The organism is Streptomyces sp. CB03238, assembly GCF_002099185.1.
In the GTDB taxonomy this organism is placed as follows: domain Bacteria; phylum Actinomycetota; class Actinomycetes; order Streptomycetales; family Streptomycetaceae; genus Streptomyces.
Window position 1 is genome coordinate 162,635 of the sequence record NZ_NBCN01000006.1, and the last position, 16,654, is coordinate 179,288.

Here is a 16,654-nt window from a genome sequence, read left to right on the forward strand (position 1 = left end):
GGGCTCAACCCTCCGCGATCACCACGGCCGACGCCACCCCCGCGTCATGGCTGAGCGACACGTGCCAGTGCCGTACGCCCAGCTCGGCGGCGCGCGCCGCGACCGTGCCCCGCACCCGCAGCCGGGGCTGCCCGCTGTCCTCGACGTACACCTCCGCGTCCGTCCAGTGCAGCCCGGCCGGCGCGCCGAGCGCCTTCGCGATCGCCTCCTTGGCCGCGAACCGCGCCGCGAGCGAGGCGATACCGCGCCGCTCCCCGCTCGGCAGCAGCAACTCCCGCTCCAGGAACAGCCGCTGCGCCATGTGCGGCGTACGCTCCATCGCCGCCGCGAACCGGTCGATCTCCGCCACGTCGATCCCCACCCCGATGATCATTCGACGGTGACCGACTTCGCCAGGTTGCGCGGCTGGTCCACCTCGTTGCCCCGTACCGTCGCCAGCTCGCAGGCGAAGACCTGCAACGGCACCGTCGACACCATCGGCTGCAGCAGCACCGGGGTCGCCGGGACACGGATCAGATGGTCCGCGTAGGGCGTCACCGCCTCGTCCCCCTCCTCCGCGATCACGATCGTGCGGGCGCCGCGCGCCCGGATCTCCTGGATGTTCGACACGATCTTGTCGTGCAGCACCGACCGGCCCCGCGGCGACGGCACCACGACGACGACCGGCAGGTCCTCCTCGATCAGCGCGATCGGCCCGTGCTTCAGCTCACCGGCCGCGAAGCCCTCCGCGTGCATGTACGCGAGCTCCTTGAGCTTCAACGCGCCCTCCAGCGCCACCGGATAGCCCACGTGCCGCCCCAGGAACAGCACGGTGTTCTTGTCCGCCAGCGACCGCGCCAGCTCCCGCACCGGCTCCATGGTCTCCAGGACCCGGTCGACGTCGTCGGCGATCCGCGCCAGGTCCTTGACGACCGCCCGGATCTCGTCGCCCCACTTCGTCCCCCGCAACTGCCCCAGATACAGCGCCAGCAGGTACACGGCCACGAGCTGCGTCAGGAACGCCTTGGTGGACGCGACCGCCACCTCCGGGCCGGCGTGCGTGTACAGCACGCCGTCCGACTCACGCGGGATCGTCGAACCGTTGGTGTTGCAGATCGCCAGCACCCGCGCGCCCTGGGCGCGGGCGTGCCGCAGCGCCATCAGGGTGTCCATGGTCTCGCCGGACTGCGAGATCGCGATCACCAGCGTCCGGTGGTCCAGGATCGGGTCCCGGTAGCGGAACTCGCTCGCCAGCTCCACCTCGCACGGGATGCGGGTCCAGTGCTCGATGGCGTACTTGGCGATCAGCCCGGCGTGGAACGCCGTCCCGCACGCCACGACGACCACCTTGTGCGCCTCGCGCAGCACCTCGTCGGGGATCCGCAGCTCGTCCAGCGTCAGCGCGCCCCCGGCGTCGATCCGGCCCAGGAGCGTGTCGGCGACCGCCTTCGGCTGCTCGGCGATCTCCTTGAGCATGAAGTAGTCGTACCCCCCCTTCTCGGCCGCCGAGGCGTCCCAGTCCACGTGGTACGCGTGTACGTCGGCGGGCGCCCCGTCGAAGTCGGTGACCGTCACCCCGTCCCGGCGCAGCTCCACCACCTGGTCCTGCCCCAGCTCGATCGCGGACCGGGTGTGGGCGATGAACGCGGCCACGTCCGAGGCGAGGAACGCCTCGCCCTGCCCGACCCCCACCACCAGCGGCGAGTTGCGCCGCGCGCCGACGACCACGTCCGGCTGGTCGGCGTGCACGGCGACGAGGGTGAAGGCGCCCTCCAGCCGCCGGCACACCAGCCGCATCGCCTCCGCCAGGTCGCCGCAGGACGAGAACCACTCGGCCAGCAGGTGGGAGACGACCTCGGTGTCCGTCTCGGACTCCAGGGTGTGCCCCCGCTCGGCCAGTTCGGCGCGCAGCGGCGCGAAGTTCTCGATGATGCCGTTGTGGACGACGGCGACCCGCCCGGCATTGTCGAGGTGCGGGTGCGCGTTGGCGTCGGTCGGCCCGCCGTGCGTGGCCCACCGGGTGTGCCCGATCCCCGCGTTGCCGGTCGGCAGGGGCCGGCTGTCCAGCTCCTTCTCCAGGTTGACGAGCTTGCCCGCCTTCTTCGCCGCGGCCATCGAGCCGTCGGCGAGCACCGCGACACCGGCCGAGTCGTAGCCCCGGTACTCGAGCCGCTTGAGGCCCGCGATCACCACATCAAGCGCCGACTGCCCGCCGACGTAACCCACGATTCCGCACATGCCGACGAGCCTAAAGCCGCCCGCCCCCTCAGGTCCGCAAGGCCGACCGAGCAGGACCGAGCAGGACCGGGTACGACCACCCGCGACCGGGTCAGGCCTTCGCGCGGTACGCCCGCATGGCCAGCGGGTAGAAGACGACGGCTATGCCCGCCGCCCATATCAGCGACCACAGCAGCGGCCGCCCCACCTCGCCGCCCAGCAGCAGACCGCGGAACGCGTCCGACAGATGCGTCACCGGGTTGACGTGCACCCAGGCCTGGAGCCAGCCGGGCATCGTGTCGACCACGACGAACGCGCTGCTGGTGAAGGTGATCGGGAAGATCAGCGTGAAGCCGAAGGCCTGCACCTTCTCCGCGTCACCCGCCAGCATCCCGACGAGCACCGCGCACCACGACACGGCCGCCGCGAAGACCACGAGCAGCAGGGCTCCCGCCAGGAACCCGCCCAGGCCACCGGTGATGCGGAAGCCGAGCGCCACGCCGAGGCCGATCATCAGCAGCATGGCCCACAGGTGCTTGGCCAGGTCGGCGGTGATCCGGCCGATCAGCGGCGCGGACCGGGCTATCGGCAGGCTCCGCAACCGGTCGAACACCCCTTTGGTCAGGTCGGTGTTGAGGGCCATCGCCGTGTAGATGGTCATGAACAGCGTGTTCTGGACGATGATCCCGGGCAGCGCGTACTTCAGGTACGCGTCCGGCGACCCGGCCATCTGCCCGCCCATCACATACGTGAAGAGGAACACGAACATGATCGGCGTGATGCTGTAGTCGACGAGTTCCAGCGGGTTGTGCTTGACGGCCACCAGGCTCCGCCACGCCATCGTGGCGGTCTGCCGCAGGCCGGCGCCCGGCCGCACCCGGCCGCTCGCGGTCAGGGGCGCGCCGATCGTCGTGGCGGTCATGCCGAACTCACCACCTTCTCGATGTCGCTGTCATCGGGTTCCACCTCCGCGGCGCCGGTCTCCGCCTCCGCCCGGTGCCCGGTCAGGGCCAGGAAGACCTCGTCCAGCGACGAGCGGCGCAGCGTCAGCTCGCCCACCGCGATCCCCGCCCCGTCCAGCCGCCGTACGACGGCGGGCATCAGCTCCGGACCGTTCACCGGTGCCGTGATCACGTCCCCCTCGATCTTCGTCTGCCGGCCGGCCGCCTCGGCCACCAGCGCGTGCGCGCCCGCCAGGTCGTGCGCCCGCACCGGCCGGACCTGGAGCACCTGGCCGCCCACCTGGGACTTCAGCTCGTCGGGCGTGCCCTCGGCGATGACCCGGCCCTTGTCGATCACCACGATGTTGTCGGCGAGCATGTCCGCCTCGTTCAAATACTGCGTCGTCAGCAGGGCCGTCACCCCCTCGGCGACCAGGCCGCGCAGCATGTCCCACAGCTCGCCGCGGCTGCGCGGGTCCAGGCCCGTGGTCGGCTCGTCGAGGAACAGGATCCGCGGCCGCCCCACCAGGCTCGCCGCCAGGTCCAGCCTGCGCCGCATACCGCCCGAGTACGTCTTCACCGCGCGCCCCGCCGCGTCGGCCAGCCCGAACCGGTCCAGCAGCTCCGCGGCCCGCGCCCTGGCCTCCCGCCTCGGTATCCCCAGCAGCCGCCCGATCAGCAGCAGGTTCTCCGTGCCCGTCAGGTTCTCGTCGACCGCCGCGTACTGCCCGGTCAAGCCCACGAGCGAGCGCACCCGCCCCGCCTCCCGCACCACGTCGTGCCCGGCGACCAGCGCCCGGCCGGCGTCGGGCTCCAGCAGCGTGGCGAAGATCCGTACGGCCGTGGTCTTCCCCGCCCCATTGGGCCCCAGCAGCCCCAGCACCGTCCCGGTACGGGCGGCCAGGTCCACCCCGTCCAGCGCCCGGGTCTCCTTGAACCGTTTGGCCAGGCCTTCCGCCTGGATCGCATAGGTCATGGGACTGATCCCCTCGGCTCGGGTCGTACCACGCGGACGCCGCAGTCCCGACGCCCACCTTCCCCACAACTGTGACGCACGCCACTGACATTCCAGCCGTCGCGAGGACGGACGAGGGTGACCGAGCACACGACCCACAACACCTCCGCAAGCACGACAATGGCCGTGTGATCACTTCGCCGCCACGCAGCGCCGCCGCCCACCGCCGTGCGGAGGCCACTCCATACGTCGACCTCACCCGCGAGGAGTGGAGCGCGCTGCGGGACAAGACGCCGCTGCCCCTCACCGCCGAGGAAGTCGAGCGGCTGCGCGGTCTCGGCGACGTCATCGACCTCGACGAGGTCCGCGACATCTACCTCCCGCTCTCCCGCCTCCTCAACCTGTACGTCGGCGCCACCGCCAATCTGCGCGGCGCCCTCAACACGTTCCTCGGCGAGAAGAGCGCCCAGCGCGGCACCCCGTTCGTCATAGGGGTCGCCGGCTCCGTCGCCGTCGGCAAGTCCACCGTCGCCCGGCTCCTCCAGGCGCTGCTCGCCCGCTGGCCCGAGCACCCGCGCGTGGAGCGGGTCACCACCGACGGGTTCCTCCTCCCCATGAAGGAGCTCCAGGAACGCGGCCTGATGTCCAGGAAGGGCTTCCCCGAGTCGTACGACCGGCGCGCCCTGACCCGGTTCGTCGCCGACATCAAGGCGGGCAAGGACGAGGTCACCGCCCCCGTCTACTCCCACCTGATCTACGACATCGTCCCCGGCGAGCGCCTCACGGTCCGGCGCCCCGACATCCTGATCGTCGAGGGCCTCAACGTCCTCCAGCCCGCGCTGCCCGGCAAGGACGGCCGCACCCGCGTCGGGCTCGCCGACTACTTCGACTTCTCGGTGTACGTCGACGCGCGCCCCGAGGACATCGAGGCCTGGTACCTGAATCGTTTCCGCAAGCTGCGCGCCACCGCGTTCCAGAACCCCTCCTCGTACTTCCAGAAGTACACCCGGGTCAGCGAGGAAGAGGCCCTGGACTACGCCCGTACCATGTGGCGGACCATCAACAAGGTGAACCTGCTGGAGAACGTGGCGCCGACGCGCGGGCGTGCCACCCTCGTCGTACGCAAGGGCCCGGACCACAAGGTCCAGCGCCTGTCCCTCCGCAAGCTCTGAAAGGGTCCCGGCCGTGCTGCACCTGCGCCTGATCGTCCCGGCCGACCGCACGGACGAGGTGGTCGGCACCATCGAGAAGACGGTCGGCACGACCCACCTCGCCGTCATCCCCGGCGCCGCCCGCGACCCGGCCGGCGACCTCGTCCTGTGCGACGTGGCGCGCGAGGCCGGCGACGAGCTGATCGCCGACCTGTGCGCCCTGGGCATCGACAAGTCCGGCTCGATCGCCGTCGAGGACATCGGCCTGTCGCTGTCGAAGCACGCGGAGAAGGCCGAGAAGGACGCGCCGGGCGAGGGCGCGGACGCGGTGCTGTGGGAGCAGCTCCAGGGCGCCACGCACGAGGAGTCGACGCTCAGCGTCACCTACGTGGCGTTCCTGACGCTCGCCACGATGATCGCGGCCTGTGGCGTGGTGCTGGACAACGCCATCCTGATCGTGGGCGCGATGACGGTTGGCCCGGAGTTCGGCCCGCTGGCCGGTATCTGTACGGCGCTGGTGCAGCGCCGGCCGCGCCTTGCCGTACGGTCGCTGGCCGCCCTGATCGTGGGCTTCGCGGCGGCCATGGCGCTGACGGTGCTGTTCAGCCTGGCCATGGACGCGCTGGGCCTGTTCACCGAGGACCTGCTGCGCGGCGACCGCCCCAACACCGGGTTCATCTACGCGCCGGACTGGTTCTCGTTCGTCGTCGGCCTCCTCGCGGGCGCCGCCGGCACCCTGTCGCTCACCTCCGCGAAGTCCGGCGCGCTGGTCGGCGTGGCCATCTCGGTCACCACCGTCCCGGCGGCGGCCAACGCCGCCGTGGCGCTCGGGTACGGCAACTTCGGCCAGACCAAGGGCTCCGTCGAGCAGCTCCTGCTGAACCTGCTGGCGATCGTGCTCGCCGGCACACTGACGCTGCTGACGCAGAAGTACTTTTGGGCCAGGCAGCGCCGCCGTACGCAGCCGGCCTGACGGTACGCGAAAGGGGCGTCCCACCGGCAACGGCGGGGCGCCCCTTCACGTCGGTGGACTAGCCCAGCGCGGACTTCACCACGTCCGCGAGCTCCCCGGCGACCGAGCGGGCCTGCTCGATGTCGGCGGCCTCGACCATGACGCGCACCAGCGGCTCGGTGCCCGAGGGGCGCAGCAGTACGCGGCCGGTGCTGCCCAGCCGGCGCTCGGCGTCCGCGACGGCGGTACCCAGCTCGGAGGAGGTCTTCACCCGCGTCTTGTCGACGTCCTTGACGTTGATCAGGACCTGCGGCAGCCGCTCCATGACCCCGGCCAGCTCGGCCAGCGACCGCCCGGTCGCCGCCACGCGCGCGGCGAGCAGCAGACCGGTCAGGGTGCCGTCGCCGGTGGTGGCGTGGTCGAGGACGATGACGTGCCCGGACTGCTCGCCGCCGAGCGCGTAGCCGTGCTCCTTCATCGACTCCAGTACGTAACGGTCGCCGACCGCCGTCTGCACGAGCTGGAGGCCCTCGCGCTCCATGGCGAGCTTGAAGCCCAGGTTCGACATGACGGTGGCGACGACGGTGTCACCGCGCAGCGTGCCCGCCTCGCGCATCGCCAGCGCCAGTACGGCCAGGATCTGGTCGCCGTCGACCTCCTCGCCCGTGTGGTCCACGGCCAGGCAGCGGTCGGCGTCGCCGTCGTGGGCGATGCCGAGGTCCGCGCCGTGCTCGACGACGGCGGCCTTCAGCATCTCCAGGTGGGTGGAGCCGCAGCCGTCGTTGATGTTGAGCCCGTCGGGGGTGGCGCCGATGGTGATGACCTCGGCCCCGGCCTGCTGGAACGCGGCGGGCGACACTCCGGACGCGGCACCGTGCGCCTCATCGAGGACGATCTTGAGCCCGTCGAGCCGGTTCGGCAGGACGCTGAGCAGGTGGGCGACGTACTGGTCGAAGCCCTCCTTGTAGTCGGCGATCCGGCCGACCCCGCCGCCGGTCGGCCGGTCCCACGGCTCACCGGTGCGGTGCTGCTCGTAGACGGCCTCGATACGGTCCTCCAGCTCGTCGGCCAGCTTGTGGCCGCCGCGCGCGAAGAACTTGATGCCGTTGTCCGGCATGGCGTTGTGGCTGGCGGAGAGCATCACGCCCAGGTCGGCACCGAGCGCGCCCGTCAGGTACGCGACGGCCGGCGTCGGCAGCACGCCCACCCGCATGACGTCCACGCCCGCGCTCGCGAGGCCCGCCACGACGGCGGCCTCCAGGAACTCTCCCGACGCACGCGGGTCCCGCCCGACCACGGCGGTCGGCCGGTGTCCTTCAAAGGTCCCCGCTTCGGCGAGCACGTGCGCCGCCGCGACCGACAGACCGAGCGCGAGCTCCGCCGTCAGATCCGCGTTGGCGACACCGCGCACACCATCCGTGCCGAAGAGTCGTCCCACAGCTGTCCTCCGAGTTACTCCGAAAAAGCAAGGTGAAGCGTATAGACGTACGCCCCGGCAGCACGAAGGTGCCGCCGGGGCGTACGTTGAGCAGACCGAGCAGGCGTGATTAGCGCTTGCTGTACTGCGGGGCCTTACGGGCCTTCTTGAGACCGGCCTTCTTGCGCTCGACCGCACGGTCGTCGCGGCTCAGGAAGCCGGCCTTCTTCAGCGGACCGCGGTTGTTGTCCACGTCCGCCTCGTTCAGCGCGCGGGCCACGCCGAGGCGCAGGGCGCCGGCCTGACCGGAGACGCCGCCACCCGAGATGCGGGCGATGACGTCGTAGCGGTTGTCGAGCTCGAGCACCTTGAAGGGCTCGTTGACTTCCTGCTGGTGCACCTTGTTCGGGAAGTAGTCCTCGAGGGTGCGACCGTTGATCTTCCACTTGCCGGTGCCCGGAACGATCCGGACGCGGGCGATGGCGTTCTTGCGGCGGCCCAGGCCGGCGGCCGGCTGCGGCTCGCCGAAGCGGGACGCGAGGGACTCCGAGGTGTACTCACCCTCGACGGGGACCTCGGACTCGAAGGTGGTGACCTCGGCGTAGGTCTCCTCGCCCTCGATGGGGTTCTCAACAGTGGTCTCGGCCACGATGCTCCTCAGATTCTTTTCGTCTTAGGGGGTGGCCGGACTTACTGCGCGACCTGGGTGATCTCGAACGGGACCGGCTGCTGGGCAGCGTGCGGGTGGTTCTCGCCCGCGTAGACCTTCAGCTTCGAGAGCATCTGACGGCCAAGGGAGTTCTTCGGGAGCATGCCCTTGACGGCCTTCTCAACAGCCTTCTCGGGGTTCTTCTCGAGCAGCTCGTCGTAGCGGACGGAGCGCAGACCACCCGGGTAACCGGAGTGGCGGTACGCCATCTTCTGGGTCCGCTTGTTGCCGGACAGGTGCACCTTGTCGGCGTTGATGATGATGACGAAGTCACCGGTGTCAACGTGCGGTGCATAGATCGGCTTGTGCTTGCCCCGCAGAAGGGTGGCGGCGGTGGTCGCCAGACGGCCCAGGACGATGTCCTGCGCGTCGATGATGTGCCACTGGCGCGTCACATCGCCGGGCTTGGGGCTGTACGTACGCACGGTCGTAGCCTTCGCTTCTTCAGTGAGTGGGTCCTGACAAGGCCACCCGGACGATCACGACAGCCTTGACGGCACGTCGGGGACGCAACCCGAGTGCCAGTCGCTGGTCATCGGCCCGGTGGACCGGCGTAACGGCCTCTCACGTGAGAACGAGCAAGCCAATACGCATAACGAACCAGAAGGATACGCCGCGTGCCCCGGATGGGTCAAAACAGCCGCGCCCACCCCCGTCCACGGCGCGCAACTCGGGGCCGTCCACGCGCTGCCCCGGGCCGTACGCGCGGTCAGGGCGCGCCGAGTGCCTTGGCCAGGAACTGCGCCTCGTTGCGGCCCAGTGCCGTGGCGATGGGCATCCGGGCGCCGGAGATCCGCTCCATGATCTTAGGGGCGGCGAGCAGGCGCTTGTCGCCCTGGACGAACGCCAGCCGGTCCCCGGGTTCCGGCCGCCCGGTCACGCGGCCGGTGAGCTCGGTCCACTTCGCGCGGTCGGCCTCCTGGAACGTGACGTCGACGACCCAGCCCATGCCGTTCGCCTTGTCCTCGTAGGCCCGCACGGCCGTGAAACTGCGTACCGTCATCCCGTCCCCGGTGGTGATCACGCAGCTCTGGCGGTCGTCGGACGTGTACGCCCGGCCCTCCGGCGCCCCCTCCGGGCACACCCCGAAGGACTCCGACTCCACCGGGAGGATGCGGACCGGCTGGTCGGGCAGCCCCGCGGCCCCCGCCTCCCCGTCGGCGGCCCACGGCTCCAGCACCAGCAGGCCTGCCAGGGCGAGCGCCAGCGCCACCGCGCCACCGGCCCACCACCGCGCGCCCACCCGGCGCCGTGAGGCGGCCGGGGCGGCCGGGGCGGTCACCGCGGGGGCGAAGCGCGCGGTCGGGGGCGGCGGCGCCACGGGCCCGGTCGGCGCGTCCGGCTCGACCCTCCGGCGGGCCTCCTCCACGGCTCGGGTACGCCGCTCCCGGTGCCGTTCGATGGCCGCCAGCCACCGCGCGTCGAGCCAGTCGGCGCCGCCCCGCGCGTCCGGCCGCTGCCCCAGCCGCGCCCCGCACAGGGCGAGGACGTCCGCCGGGGTGGGCCGCTCGGCCGGGTCCAGGGCCAGGCAGGGCAGGACGAGCGGCTCCAGCTCGCGCGGCAGCCCCGAGACGTCCAGCTCGCCCATGGCGGCCCGGACGAGCTGCTCCACGGCGGAGCCCGCCCCGCCGTCCCGGTACGGGGCGCGGCCCACCGCGAGGTGGAAGAGCGTGGCGCCCATCGAGAAGACGTCCGACGCCGGCGTGGTCGGCTCGCCTCGCGCCTGCTCGGGCGCCGCGTAGACGATCGTCCCGAGGGCCGTCTGCGTACGGGTCAGGTCACCGGCCTGCGAGATGCCGAAGTCGATGACCCGGGGGCCGTCCACCGGCAGCAGGACGTTGGACGGCTTGACGTCCCGGTGCACCAGGCCGGCCTCGTGAATGCTGACCAGGGCCTCGGCGATACCGGCGGCCACCCAGTACAGCGCGCCGCCCCTGAGCGGGCCGCAGCCGTCCACCAGGTCCCGCAGCGAGGGCGCCGGGACGTACTCGGTCGCCATCCACGGCACCGGCCCCGTCGCGTCGGCGTCGACCACGCTCGCGGTGTACACGCCGCGCACCCGCTGGGCGAGCGCCACCTCGCGGGCGAAGCGGCGCCGGTCCGCCGTGCCCGTCGGGCCGCCCGTGCCATCGGCGAGCAGCGTCTTGACCGCCACGGTCCGGCCGCCCGGCGAACGGGCCAGGTAGATACGGCCCATGCCGCCGCTGGCCAGCTCGGCCAGCACCGTGAACGGTCCCAGCCGGTGCCCCGGCCGCAGCGCGCCCCGAGCGTCCGTCACCCCGTCGCCATGCATGCCCGCCCGCCCCCAGGTCCGCCCGGCCCCGACACTGCGCGCACTGTACCGGTGACGCGCCATGCCGCTCCAGGAAACCGCTCCAGGAAACCGCCCCAGGAAACGGCGGACCGGCCGGCTAGCGCGCCCGCTCCACCCGGCGCTCGTCCCACACCGGCTCCGGCGTCTCCCGTACGACCCCGTCGGAGCCGAACACCAGGTACCGGTCGAAGGAGCGCGCGAACCAGCGGTCGTGCGTGACGGCCAGCACCGTCCCCTCGTACGCCTCCAGCCCCACCTGGAGGGCCTCCGCCGACTCCAGGTCCAGGTTGTCCGTCGGCTCGTCCAGGAGCAGCGCGGTGGTCCCGGCCAGCTCCAGCAGCAGGATCTGGAACCGCGCCTGCTGCCCGCCCGACAGCCGGTCGAAGACCTGGTCGCCCTGCCGCTCCAGCTCGTACCGCCGCAGCACGGACATCGCGCCGCCCCGGTCCTTGGCGTGCTCGGTCCACAGGATGTCGACCAGCGTGCGGCCCACCAGCTCCGGGTGGGCGTGGGTCTGGGCGAAGTGCCCGGGCACCACCCGCGCGCCGAGCTTCCACGTACCCGTGTGGGAGACGTCCTCCCCGGCCAGCAGCCGCAGGAAGTGGGACTTCCCGGACCCGTTCGACCCCAGCACGGCCACCCGATCCCCGTAGAAGACCTCCAGGGAGAAGGGCTTCATCAGGCCGGTCAGCTCCAGGTCCGCGCACGTCACGGCCCGCACCCCCGTACGCCCGCCCCGCAGCCGCATCCGGATGTCCTGCTCGCGCGGCGGCTCCGGCGGCGGACCGGCCTCCTCGAACTTCCGCAGCCGCGTCTGAGCGGCCGCGTACCGCGACGCCATCTCATGGCTGACCGACGCCGCCTGCCGCAGGTTCACCACCAGCCGCTTCAGCTGGGCGTGCTTCTCCTCCCAGCGCCGCTTCAGCTCCTCGAACCGCGCGAACCGCTCCCGCCGCGCCTCGTGGAACGTCCCGAAGCCCCCGCCGTGCACCCACACGTCCGACCCGGCCGGCCCCGGCTCCACCGCCACGATCTTCTCGGCGGCCCGCGCCAGCAGCTCCCGGTCGTGCGACACGAACAGCACGGTCTTACGGGTCTCGGCCAGCCGCTGCTCCAGCCACCGCTTGCCGGGGACGTCCAGATAGTTGTCCGGCTCGTCCAGGAGCAGCACCTCCTCGGGGCCGCGCAGCAGCGCCTCCAGGACCAGCCGCTTCTGCTCGCCCCCGCTCAGCGTGCGTACGTCACGGAACTGCGCCTTGTCGTACGGCACCCCCAGCGCCGCCGTCGTGCACATGTCCCAGACCGTCTCGGCCTCGTACCCGCGCGCCTCCGCCCAGTCGCTCAGCGCCTGCGCGTACGCCATCTGCGCCGCCTCGTCGTCCACGGTCAGGATCCGGTGCTCGGCGGCGTCCACCGCGGCCGCCGCCTCCCGGATCCGCGCCGGCGCGACCGACACCAGCAGGTCCCGCACGCTCCGCTCGTCCCGTACCGACCCGACGAACTGCGGCATCACGCCCAGCCCGCCCGACACGGTCACCGTGCCCCCGTGCGGCTGGAGGTCGCCCGAGATCAGCCGCAGCAACGTCGTCTTACCGGCCCCGTTCGCGCCGACGAGCGCCACCACCGCGCCCTCACCCACCCGGAACGACACATCACCGAGCAGCACCCGCCCGTCCGGCAGGTAGTACTCCAGATGCGCGACCTCTACATGTCCCATGGCCGCATTGTCTCCGGGGGCCGGGCCCCGCCCCAACCGGTTTAGGATGCGCGGCATGAGCTTTGGGGGACCCCAGTGGCCGCAGGAGCCGCACCACAGTCACCAGCAGCATCCGTACGCCCCGCCGCAGACCGGCGCCCCGGACTGGAGCGCCCTCGCCGAGGCCTCCGAGCGGCGTACGCGCCGCAGGCGCCTGCTGATCGCCGGCGGTGCCGTACTCGCCACCGCCCTGGTGGGCACCGTCATCGCGACGGCCATCGTCTCCACCAACAAGGCCGACGACGACGGCGCCAACCTCGCGGACACCACCAGCGGCACCCCGGAGCTGCCCACGGACACGGCCAAGCCGCAGCCGTCGTTCTCCTCGGTGGCGCCCCCACCCCCGCCGAACCCCATGGACTTCATCTCCACCGCCCAGAAGGACAAGGCGCCGCTCAGCGCCGACTCCCTCTTCCCCGGCAAGAAGCTCACCATGGGCGACCGCGTCTACGTCAAGGGCGCCACCGCCTCCACCACCAACTGCGCGGCCGCCGCGGAGGACGGCCTCGGCGCGGTCCTGGAGCGCAACGGCTGCGAGCGCGTGATCCGCGCCACGTACGAGAGGGACGGCGTCGCCGTCACGGTCGGCGTCGCGCTGTTCGAGAACCAGGCGGCCGCGGTCAAGGCCAAGGAGCAGGCGCAGGGCGGCATCGCCCCGCTCGCCGGCTCGGGCGTCAACGGCTTCTGCCAGTCCCAGACGGTCTGCCTGCGCCGCGCGAACTCACTCGGCCGGTACGCCTACTTCACACAGGCCGGTTTCACCAGCGGCAAGAAGGTGACGAAGGCCGACGAGACCGTCTTCAAGGTCAGCGACGACGTCGGCACGTTCACCTTCAACCAGATCTACGCACGAGGCCGCGCCCAGGCCTCAGCAGCAGCCACCGCCCCCGCCACGGGCGGCCAGTGACCGCTTGTTGCGGGCCTCCAGGTTCCTGGCGGCCAGCAACTCGTCGGCCGGGTAACCGACCTCCTCCAGCGTGAGCCCGTGCGGCCGTACGACATGGACGGCCGAGTCCCGCACTCCGGCGGCCAGCACCTTCCCGGGCCACTCCACCGGCCGGTGCCCGTCACCGACGAAGAGCAGCGCGCCGACGAGCGAGCGGACCATGTTGTGGCAGAACGCGTCCGCGCGCACGGTCGCCTCCAGCACTCCGCTGGTCAGCCGCTCCCACCGCAGCTCCTGGAGCGTACGGATGGTCGTCGCGCCGTCCCGCTTCTTGCAGTACGCGGCGAAGTCGTGCTCGCCCACCAGCCGCTCGGCGGCCGCGTTCATCGCGTCGACGTCCAGCGGCCAGTCGTGCCACAGGATGTGCCCGCGCAGCAGCGGGTCGACGCCACCGGGGGTGTCCGTCACCCGGTACGCGTACCGCCGCCAGATCGCGGAGAACCGCGCGTTGAACCCGGGCGGTGCCTCCTCGACCTTCCACACCCGCACGTCGTGCGCCAGCCGCCCGGCCAGCCGCCGCAGGAGCTTGTCCCGGTGCTCGGCCCACACGGCCTCCGGCAGGTCGACGTGGGCGACCTGCCCGCGCGCGTGCACGCCCGCGTCGGTCCGCCCGGCGACGGTCAGCTCGTACGTCTCGGACGACCGCGTCACCGTACGCAGCGCGTCCTCGATGTCGCCCTGCACGGTCCGCTGCCCGCCGGCCTGCTTGGCCCAGCCGTGGAAGTCCTTGCCGTCGTACGAAAGGTCCAGCCGTACCCGTACGAAGCCGGGCTTCACGTCATCGCTCACGCGTCAATCCTCTCAAGCCGAACGGGCCCGCCCCCGAGGGGGCGGACCCGTCCGTCAGCCTTCAGAACGCGGTTCAGGCGTCCTTGGACTCCTCGGCCGGAGCCTCGTCAGCCTTGGTCTCCTCGACCTTGGCCTCCTCGGACTCCTTGACCGCGCGCTTGGTCGCGGCCTCGGCCTCGGCGACGGTCGCCTTCTTCGCGATCTCGCCCTCGACCAGCTCGATCACGGCCATCGGGGCGTTGTCGCCACGACGGTTGCCGATCTTGGTGATGCGGGTGTAGCCACCCGGACGCTCGGCGTAGCGCGGAGCGATCTCGGTGAAGAGCGTGTGGACGATGCCCTTGTCCGTGATCGTCTGCAGCACCAGGCGACGGTTGTGGATGTCGCCCTTCTTCGCCTTGGTGATCAGGCGCTCGGCGACCGGACGCAGGCGGCGGGCCTTGGCCTCGGTCGTGGTGATGCGGCCGTGCTCGAAGAGCGACTTCGCGAGGTTCGCGAGGAGCAGCTTCTCGTGCGCGGCGCTGCCGCCCAGACGGGCACCCTTGGCGGGCTTCGGCATGGTGTTTCTCCTTGTGATCTGCACCGGCCGTATCAGGTACCGGTGTCAGCCTGTGCGAGGGGCGTGACGCCCCTCGCGCACCCCCGGCGGTGCCGGGGAGGTCTCTTTCCGGGCTGCCGCCCGGGCCCGGGACGCGGCCCGGGATCCTGCGCCCGGCGCAAGGCCGGGATCCGGGGCTGGGCCCCACAAGGCCCGCCCCACCGGGCCTCCCGGCCCGGGATCCCCCGCCCGTGGGGCGGGGGCGAACACACGCCCGGCGGGGGCCGGGGCCGCCAGGGCCCGACCCCTCACCGGGAGGTGATCAGTACTGCTCGGTCTCGACGAAGCCCGCGTCCGCGTCGTCATCGGCGCCGAAGGCGTCCGCCGCGGCGGTCGGGTCGAATCCGGGCGGGCTGTCCTTGAGGGCCAGGCCCATGCCGGCCAGCTTCGCCTTGACCTCGTCGATCGACTTCGCACCGAAGTTGCGGATGTCGAGCAGGTCGGCCTCGGAGCGCGCCACGAGCTCACCCACGGAGTGGATGCCCTCGCGCTTGAGGCAGTTGTACGAACGAACGGTGAGCTCGAGCTCCTCGATCGGCAGCGCCAGGTCGGCGGCGAGGGCGGCGTCCGTCGGGGACGGGCCCATGTCGATGCCCTCGGCGTCGATGTTGAGCTCGCGCGCCAGACCGAACAGCTCGACCAGGGTCTTACCGGCCGACGCCATGGCGTCACGCGGACGCATGGCCTGCTTGGTCTCGACGTCGACGATCAGCTTGTCGAAGTCGGTGCGCTGCTCGACACGCGTGGCCTCGACCTTGTACGTGACCTTCAGGACCGGCGAGTAGATCGAGTCGACCGGGATGCGGCCGATCTCCTGACCCACCTGCTTGTTCTGGACGGCCGAGACGTAGCCGCGACCGCGCTCGACGGTCAGCTCCATCTCCAGCTTGCCCTTGCCGTTCAGCGTGGCGAGCACCAGGTCGGGGTTGTGCACCTCGACACCGGCCGGCGGGGCGATGTCGGCCGCGGTCACGAGGCCCGGGCCCTGCTTGCGCAGGTACATCACGACCGGCTCGTCGTGCTCGCTGGACACGACCAGCTGCTTGATGTTGAGGATGAGGTCGGTGACGTCTTCCTTGACGCCCGGCACGGTGGTGAACTCGTGCAGGACACCGTCGATACGGATGGACGTGACGGCCGCACCCGGGATCGAGGAGAGGAGCGTACGGCGAAGCGAGTTGCCGAGCGTGTAGCCGAAGCCCGGCTCCAGCGGCTCGATGACGAACCGCGAGCGGTACTCGTCAACAACCTCTTCGGTCAGCGAGGGACGCTGAGCGATAAGCATGGTGTGTTTCCTTCAGTCGTGGACGCCCGCTATTTGACGTCCTCGGATACTGCAAGGGTACGGGCGGCACGCCCCCGAAGAGCCGTACCGCCCGGAACCTCACAAGACAAGCAGCAGCCGTGCGTCAGACGCGGCGGCGCTTCGGCGGACGGCAGCCGTGCTGCGAATTCCCGGGGGATAACCCCCGGACCCCCAGCAGACCGCCGACCTGTCCGCAGCCGTGCGTCAGACGCGGCGGCGCTTCGGCGGACGGCAGCCGTTGTGCGGCGTGGGGGTGACGTCCTGGATGGAGCCGACCTCGAGACCGGTCGCCTGGAGCGAACGGATGGCCGTCTCACGACCCGAGCCCGGGCCCTTGACGAAGACGTCGACCTTGCGCATGCCGTGCTCCTGCGCGCGGCGGGCGGCCGACTCGGCGGCCATCTGCGCGGCGAAGGGGGTGGACTTGCGCGAGCCCTTGAAGCCGACGTGGCCGGCGGAGGCCCAGGAGATCACGTTGCCCGAGGGGTCGGTGATCGAAACGATGGTGTTGTTGAACGTGCTCTTGATGTGGGCGTGCCCGTGAGCGACGTTCTTCTTTTCCTTGCGGCGCACCTTCTTGGCAGCGCCCTGACGACCCTTGGGGGGCATGTCTTACTCCTACGG

16 protein-coding genes are annotated in these 16,654 nt (G+C 71.5%); 3 read left to right on the forward strand and 13 right to left on the reverse strand.

The genetic code is table 11. From position 1 onward, the window contains the following. Positions 1 to 4: 4 nt before the first annotated feature. The 4 genes from BKD26_RS12010 to BKD26_RS12025 all read right to left on the reverse strand — a co-directional run bounded on the left by BKD26_RS12010 (position 5) and on the right by BKD26_RS12025 (position 4,113). Positions 5 to 373 (reverse strand): holo-ACP synthase, encoded by a 369-nt coding sequence (locus tag BKD26_RS12010; protein ID WP_073753522.1) that lies wholly within the window; start codon positions 371 to 373, stop codon positions 5 to 7. Next, on the reverse strand, positions 370 to 2,217 hold the full coding sequence (gene glmS, locus BKD26_RS12015) for a glutamine--fructose-6-phosphate transaminase (isomerizing) (RefSeq protein WP_084897838.1): 1,848 nt from the start codon (positions 2,215 to 2,217) through the stop codon (positions 370 to 372). Before glmS ends, BKD26_RS12010 begins: the two co-directional genes overlap by 4 nt. A 91-nt stretch (positions 2,218 to 2,308) precedes the next feature. Further along, positions 2,309 to 3,118, reverse strand: coding sequence for an ABC transporter permease (locus BKD26_RS12020; RefSeq protein ID WP_084897839.1), 810 nt, complete (start codon positions 3,116 to 3,118; stop codon positions 2,309 to 2,311). Then, entirely contained in the window at positions 3,115 to 4,113 is a 999-nt protein-coding gene (locus BKD26_RS12025; RefSeq protein WP_084897840.1) for an ATP-binding cassette domain-containing protein, read from the reverse strand. The genes BKD26_RS12020 and BKD26_RS12025 overlap by 4 nt, the downstream gene beginning before the upstream one ends. Positions 4,114 to 4,280: 167 nt before the next feature. Here BKD26_RS12025 and coaA point away from each other — a divergent pair, with 167 nt between their 5' ends. Further along, positions 4,281 to 5,264 (forward strand): type I pantothenate kinase, encoded by a 984-nt coding sequence (gene coaA / locus BKD26_RS12030; RefSeq protein WP_084897841.1) that lies wholly within the window; start codon positions 4,281 to 4,283, stop codon positions 5,262 to 5,264. A 13-nt stretch (positions 5,265 to 5,277) separates the two neighbouring features. After that, complete coding sequence (locus BKD26_RS12035) at positions 5,278 to 6,216, forward strand: DUF389 domain-containing protein (protein WP_084897842.1); 939 nt, start codon at positions 5,278 to 5,280, stop codon at positions 6,214 to 6,216. 58 nt (positions 6,217 to 6,274) lie between these two features. Here BKD26_RS12035 and glmM read toward each other — a convergent pair whose 3' ends face one another. From glmM to BKD26_RS12060, 5 genes are all read right to left on the reverse strand, one after another. Then, positions 6,275 to 7,633: a phosphoglucosamine mutase gene (gene glmM / locus BKD26_RS12040; RefSeq protein ID WP_084897843.1), complete on the reverse strand. Its 1,359-nt coding sequence runs from the start codon at positions 7,631 to 7,633 to the stop codon at positions 6,275 to 6,277. A 109-nt stretch (positions 7,634 to 7,742) separates the two neighbouring features. Beyond that, positions 7,743 to 8,261, reverse strand: a complete 519-nt coding sequence (gene rpsI, locus BKD26_RS12045; RefSeq protein ID WP_031076704.1) for a 30S ribosomal protein S9 — start codon at positions 8,259 to 8,261, stop codon at positions 7,743 to 7,745. A 41-nt stretch (positions 8,262 to 8,302) separates the two neighbouring features. Beyond that, complete coding sequence (gene rplM / locus BKD26_RS12050; protein ID WP_084897844.1) at positions 8,303 to 8,746, reverse strand: 50S ribosomal protein L13; 444 nt, start codon at positions 8,744 to 8,746, stop codon at positions 8,303 to 8,305. A 284-nt stretch (positions 8,747 to 9,030) separates the two neighbouring features. After that, positions 9,031 to 10,599: a serine/threonine-protein kinase gene (locus BKD26_RS12055; protein WP_179166512.1), complete on the reverse strand. Its 1,569-nt coding sequence runs from the start codon at positions 10,597 to 10,599 to the stop codon at positions 9,031 to 9,033. Between the two features lie 133 nt (positions 10,600 to 10,732). Continuing rightward, a complete protein-coding gene (locus tag BKD26_RS12060; RefSeq protein WP_084897846.1) occupies positions 10,733 to 12,352 on the reverse strand; it encodes an ATP-binding cassette domain-containing protein in 1,620 nt (539 codons plus the stop codon). 55 nt (positions 12,353 to 12,407) lie between these two features. Here BKD26_RS12060 and BKD26_RS12065 point away from each other — a divergent pair, with 55 nt between their 5' ends. Then, positions 12,408 to 13,298, forward strand: coding sequence for a hypothetical protein (locus BKD26_RS12065; protein ID WP_084897847.1), 891 nt, complete (start codon positions 12,408 to 12,410; stop codon positions 13,296 to 13,298). On the opposite strand, the gene truA is transcribed toward BKD26_RS12065, so the two are convergent. The 4 genes from truA to rpsK form a co-directional block, all read right to left on the reverse strand. Continuing rightward, entirely contained in the window at positions 13,260 to 14,126 is an 867-nt protein-coding gene (gene truA, locus BKD26_RS12070; protein WP_084897848.1) for a tRNA pseudouridine(38-40) synthase TruA, read from the reverse strand. The genes BKD26_RS12065 and truA overlap by 39 nt on opposite strands. A gap of 73 nt (positions 14,127 to 14,199) precedes the next feature. Continuing rightward, positions 14,200 to 14,685 (reverse strand): 50S ribosomal protein L17, encoded by a 486-nt coding sequence (gene rplQ, locus BKD26_RS12075; protein ID WP_084897849.1) that lies wholly within the window; start codon positions 14,683 to 14,685, stop codon positions 14,200 to 14,202. A 301-nt stretch (positions 14,686 to 14,986) separates the two neighbouring features. Next, positions 14,987 to 16,009 (reverse strand): DNA-directed RNA polymerase subunit alpha, encoded by a 1,023-nt coding sequence (locus tag BKD26_RS12080; protein WP_003956430.1) that lies wholly within the window; start codon positions 16,007 to 16,009, stop codon positions 14,987 to 14,989. Between the two features lie 225 nt (positions 16,010 to 16,234). Beyond that, positions 16,235 to 16,639 carry a 30S ribosomal protein S11 gene (gene rpsK / locus BKD26_RS12085; RefSeq protein ID WP_003956432.1) on the reverse strand — a complete coding sequence of 135 codons (405 nt, stop codon included), beginning with the start codon at positions 16,637 to 16,639 and terminating at the stop codon, positions 16,235 to 16,237. Positions 16,640 to 16,654 lie beyond the last annotated feature (15 nt).

Bases quoted from the DNA above. Each gene is read 5' to 3' on its own strand.
- BKD26_RS12010 (WP_073753522.1), bottom strand. From the start codon at position 373: ATGATCATCGGGGTGGGGATCGACGTGGCGGAGATCGACCGGTTCGCG.
- glmS (WP_084897838.1), bottom strand. From the start codon at position 2,217: ATGTGCGGAATCGTGGGTTACGTCGGCGGGCAGTCGGCGCTTGATGTG.
- BKD26_RS12020 (WP_084897839.1), bottom strand. From the start codon at position 3,118: ATGACCGCCACGACGATCGGCGCGCCCCTGACCGCGAGCGGCCGGGTG.
- BKD26_RS12025 (WP_084897840.1), bottom strand. From the start codon at position 4,113: ATGACCTATGCGATCCAGGCGGAAGGCCTGGCCAAACGGTTCAAGGAG.
- BKD26_RS12060 (WP_084897846.1), bottom strand. From the start codon at position 12,352: ATGGGACATGTAGAGGTCGCGCATCTGGAGTACTACCTGCCGGACGGG.
- BKD26_RS12065 (WP_084897847.1), top strand. From the start codon at position 12,408: ATGAGCTTTGGGGGACCCCAGTGGCCGCAGGAGCCGCACCACAGTCAC.
- rplQ (WP_084897849.1), bottom strand. From the start codon at position 14,685: ATGCCGAAGCCCGCCAAGGGTGCCCGTCTGGGCGGCAGCGCCGCGCAC.
- BKD26_RS12080 (WP_003956430.1), bottom strand. From the start codon at position 16,009: ATGCTTATCGCTCAGCGTCCCTCGCTGACCGAAGAGGTTGTTGACGAG.
- rpsK (WP_003956432.1), bottom strand. From the start codon at position 16,639: ATGCCCCCCAAGGGTCGTCAGGGCGCTGCCAAGAAGGTGCGCCGCAAG.